This window comes from Paraburkholderia sp. (assembly GCF_026225065.1).
Classification (GTDB): domain Bacteria; phylum Pseudomonadota; class Gammaproteobacteria; order Burkholderiales; family Burkholderiaceae; genus Paraburkholderia.
On sequence record NZ_JAMFSB010000165.1, the window covers coordinates 1 to 4,033 of the forward strand.

General features: G+C 63.8%; 2 protein-coding genes. Both read right to left on the reverse strand.

Annotation, left to right across the window (positions count from 1 at the left end):
• A partial coding sequence (locus M0954_RS12380; protein ID WP_297353501.1) for a response regulator occupies positions 1-3,494 on the reverse strand: 3,494 nt, incomplete at its 3' end.
• 351 nt (positions 3,495-3,845) lie between these two features.
• On the reverse strand, positions 3,846-4,033 hold a 188-nt coding region (locus M0954_RS12385), incomplete at its 5' end, for a hypothetical protein (RefSeq protein ID WP_297353503.1).

Consider the following 4,033-nt stretch of genomic DNA (forward strand, 5'->3'; position numbering starts at 1 on the left):
AGGCAGCGCACCCGGTCGTTCGCCATCGCTTTGGCAGTCAGCGCGATGATAGGCCGGTGTGCAAAGCGCGGATTGCGGCGAATTTCCGCCATCGCGGTCAGACCGTCCATCTCCGGCATCATGATGTCCATCAGCACCAGATCGACTTCCGCCTCCCGGTCCAGCAATTCGAGCGCTTCACGACCGTTGCGCGCAATCTGCAGCTTGGCACCAAGCGGCTCGATCACATGCGACAGCGCGAAGATATTGCGCACGTCGTCTTCGGCCAGCAGGATGCTACGGCCTTCGAAGGCGTTGTCGCGTTGCCGCACGGTACGCAGCATGCGCTGCTGCTCCGGCGCGAGTGACGACTCGACGCTATGCAGGAACAGCGTGACTTCATCCAGCAGACGCTCCGGCGACTTCGCACCCTTGATGATGATCGACTTCGAATAGCGGCGCAGGCGGTGTTCATCCTCGCTCGACAACATCCGCCCGGTATAGACGATCACCGGCAACGCGAGATACGCGGTGTCGAGCGCCAGCCGTTCCAGCAGGTCGTAGCCGGTGCCGTCCGCGAGTGCGAGGTCGGTCACCACGCAGTCGAAGCTGCCGGCCGCCAGTTCGTCGAACGCGGCGGCAAGCGTCGCCACCGCCACGATCTCCGTATTTGCGCTTTGCAGCAACGCGCGGATGCTTTCGCGCATCGCCGTATCGTCTTCGATCACCAGCACGCGTTTGAGGCGCTGTTGCAGACGCGCTTCGAGGCGGCGGATCGCCGCTTCCAGGGTCGAGCGTGCAGTCGGCTTCAGCGTGTAGCCGATCGCGCCCAGATGCAATGCCTTGTCTGCGTGATCGGTGGCCGAGACGATGTGGATCGGAATATGGCGCGTGAGCGGGTCATTCTTCAGCCACTCGAGCACCGTCAGGCCCGAACGGTCCGGCAAGCCGACGTCGAGCAGCACGGCAGCCGGCCGCATGTCGCGCACGAGGGCGACGCCGCTGGTGGCATCGGTGGCGTGCACGAAGTCGAAGTCGAGTTCGTGCGTCAGATCGCGCAGAATCTCCGCGAACGCCGGATCATCCTCGATCGCGAGAATCAGCCGGCCGCCGCGTGCCCGTTGATGGCGGTCGTCGTCGATCGGCGCGCGGCTGATTTCCTCGGCGCCATTCTGCGCAGCGCCGGCTTCGGCCAGCGCGGCGGGTCGATGCGTGTTCGGGGCGGTGGCTCCGTTCGCGCTTGGGAGGCCAACGGCGGACGAAGAAGGTGATGGGAACGACGAGCTGTGAGCCGTTTTCGGCACCGCGGTAGGTGCGCCTTGCCGCGCCGGCTCGTCATGCGGTTGTTCAGTATTGGCGGACACAGCGCTGCTGGCATCCACCGGCAGCCACAGCGTGAACACACTGCCCTTGCCCAGTTCGCTCGTCACCGAAATCCGGCCGCCCAGCAGCCGCGAGAATTCGCGTGAGATCGACAGGCCAAGGCCGCTGCCGCCGTAGTGCCGGCTGGTGGAACCGTCGGCCTGCTGGAAGGCTTCGAAAATCAGTTCGAGCTTATCCGGGGCGATACCGATTCCGGAATCGCGCACATCGAAACGCAGCATGCCGCTCTCGGCCAGCGTCACGCCAAGCGAGACCTCGCCGCGTTCGGTGAATTTCACCGCATTCGACAGAAGGTTACGCAACACCTGCACCGCGCGTTGGCTGTCCGTGACGATCATTTCCGGGACGTCTTGCGCGCGCTCGAAGCTGAGCTTCAGATGCTTGGCGGAAGCCATCGGCGTGAAGGTCTCGCGCAGCGCCAGCAGGGTGGCGTCGAGCGAAACCGTTTCGAGTTCGATGCTGATCTGACCGGCCTCCACCTTCGACAGATCGAGAATGTCGTTGATCAGCACCAGCAGGTCGCTATTGGAAGCGTGAATGGTCTCCGCATAGCGCACCTGCTCTTCGGTCAGATTACCCGTGCGGTTCTGCTGCAGCAGTTTGGCGAGGATCAGCGAACTGTTCAGCGGCGTGCGCAGTTCGTGCGACATATTGGCGAGGAACTCGGACTTGTAGCGGCTCGACTGTTCCAGTCGTGTTGCGTTGGCCGAAAGATCGTCCTGCGCGCGCATCAGATCGGCCTTTTGCCGCTCGAGCCGCTGTGCGTATTCCTCGAGCTGCACATTGGTCTGCTCGAGCTCGGCCTGCTGGTTTTCGAGCCGCGCCTGCGACTCCACCAGCGCCCGGCCGCGCTCCTCGAGCCCTTCGTTCGAGACGCGCAGTTCTTCCTGCTGAACCTGCAGTTCCTCGTTCAGTTGTTGTGTTTCGACCAGCGCGTCCTGCAGGCGCTCGCGATACAACGCGGCCTCGAGAAAGTCGCCCATGCTTCCGGCGATCAGTTGCAGCAGTTCGTGGTCGCGCACGACCAGCGCCCGAACGAAACCGAGCTCGACCACGCCGTTCACGACGCCATCGTTCTCGATGGGCAGCACGATCAGATTCTTCGGCGGACTCATGCCGAGGCCCGAAACGACTTTCACGTAATCGTCGGGGACGTCCTGTAGAAAGAGCGTCCGGCGCTCGAGCGCGGCCTGGCCGACCAGGCTTTCGCCACTCTGAAAATGCTGGGTGGCCTGCTCGTTTTCGAGCGTATAGCCATAGGAAGCGGCACGGCGCAGCGTGCCGGTATCCTTGTCGCGCACGTAGAGCGCAGCCACGGCCGCCCCGAGATACTGTCCGAGAAACTCGAGCATCGCCCGGCCGACCAGCGATGGTGTGACCTGCCCCACCACTTTCTCCGCCAGCAGCCGCTGGCCCGAGCGCAACCAGACCTGCTGCTGCAACACCTCGGTCTGCAGGTCCTGCTCCTTGAGGACGCCGTCGTACGTGGCGGAAAGGGCCAGCAATTCGCGCCGCCCCATCCAGGCCAGCAAGCCGCTGACCACAAGACTGAAGAACAGGAAGGCGCTGACCAGCGTGGTCGTGACGCTGCGCGCTGCCGTGGCGCGCTCCTGTCGCAGGCGCAGCTCGACATTGAGAAATTCGTCGAACTCGCTGCGCGTCTCGTCGAACTCGATCTTGCCGCGGTTACTGGCGACCTCCGGCTGGAAGTTCGCGTTCTTGCGGCGCAGATCGATCATCTGTTGCGCGTAACGGTCCCATTGAGCCTGCACGGCCTCGATCTGCTTGAGGCGGTCGACCTGCGGGGGATTGTCGGAGACGAGTTGCTCCAACGAATTGACCTCTGCCTTGAAGCGCGCCTGACCCAGCTCGTACGGCGCGAGAAAGCTCTCGTCGCCGGTAATCAGGAAGCCGCGCAACGACGATTCGCGATCGACCGAGAGGCGCAGCATCTCATTGGCGTCGCCGATCACCCGCTCCGAGTGCTCGGCCCAACTCATGGTATTGACGAGGTACGCGATCAGCGCGACAAATAGCGCGGCGGTCAGAAGACCGACGCCTAGCGGCAGCGCGATGTTACGACGGATGATGCGGCGAAATCGATCTTGATCGACAGCAGTGAAGGCGGGCATTTTTTCTATGTTTCGTCTGGTCAGCTTGCTCGGCTCGGCAATTTCGACTGATGTACCGCCGCCGCAAGATACGTTGCGGCTGTCGTGCCACCAAAACGGTAGCCGGACGAAACGCAAGGCCTTGGGAAGCGCGCGCGGTTTGCCTTCTCCCCGCGCGGGGGCTTCGTATCATACAGCGACAGTGCGGTTTCGATCCATGCGGCCTGACTGTGCGCGGCAAGCCGGATGATGGCGGTTCAGTCGGGTAGGCGTCAGCAGCAAGCGGCGTGCCCGAACCTAAGCACGCGTCGCTCGCTGTTGTCTTCACCTAGGGGCCGAGCTGCGCTTTTGGCTTGCGCTGGCCGCGCCGCCTCAGGCCGGTACCGACTCCGCCATCGCTGCGCGCGACCAGACCCGATGCCGCTCTGCCGCGGCAACGAATGCCTTCAGCACCTGCGCGACCTGCTTGTCGTCACCGGTCGCCACGCCGTCGGCATTCTCCGGCAAGTGTGCCGCCGACAACACGTCGCGCCCCGCGCCCAACGCCGCAATCGCCTTGA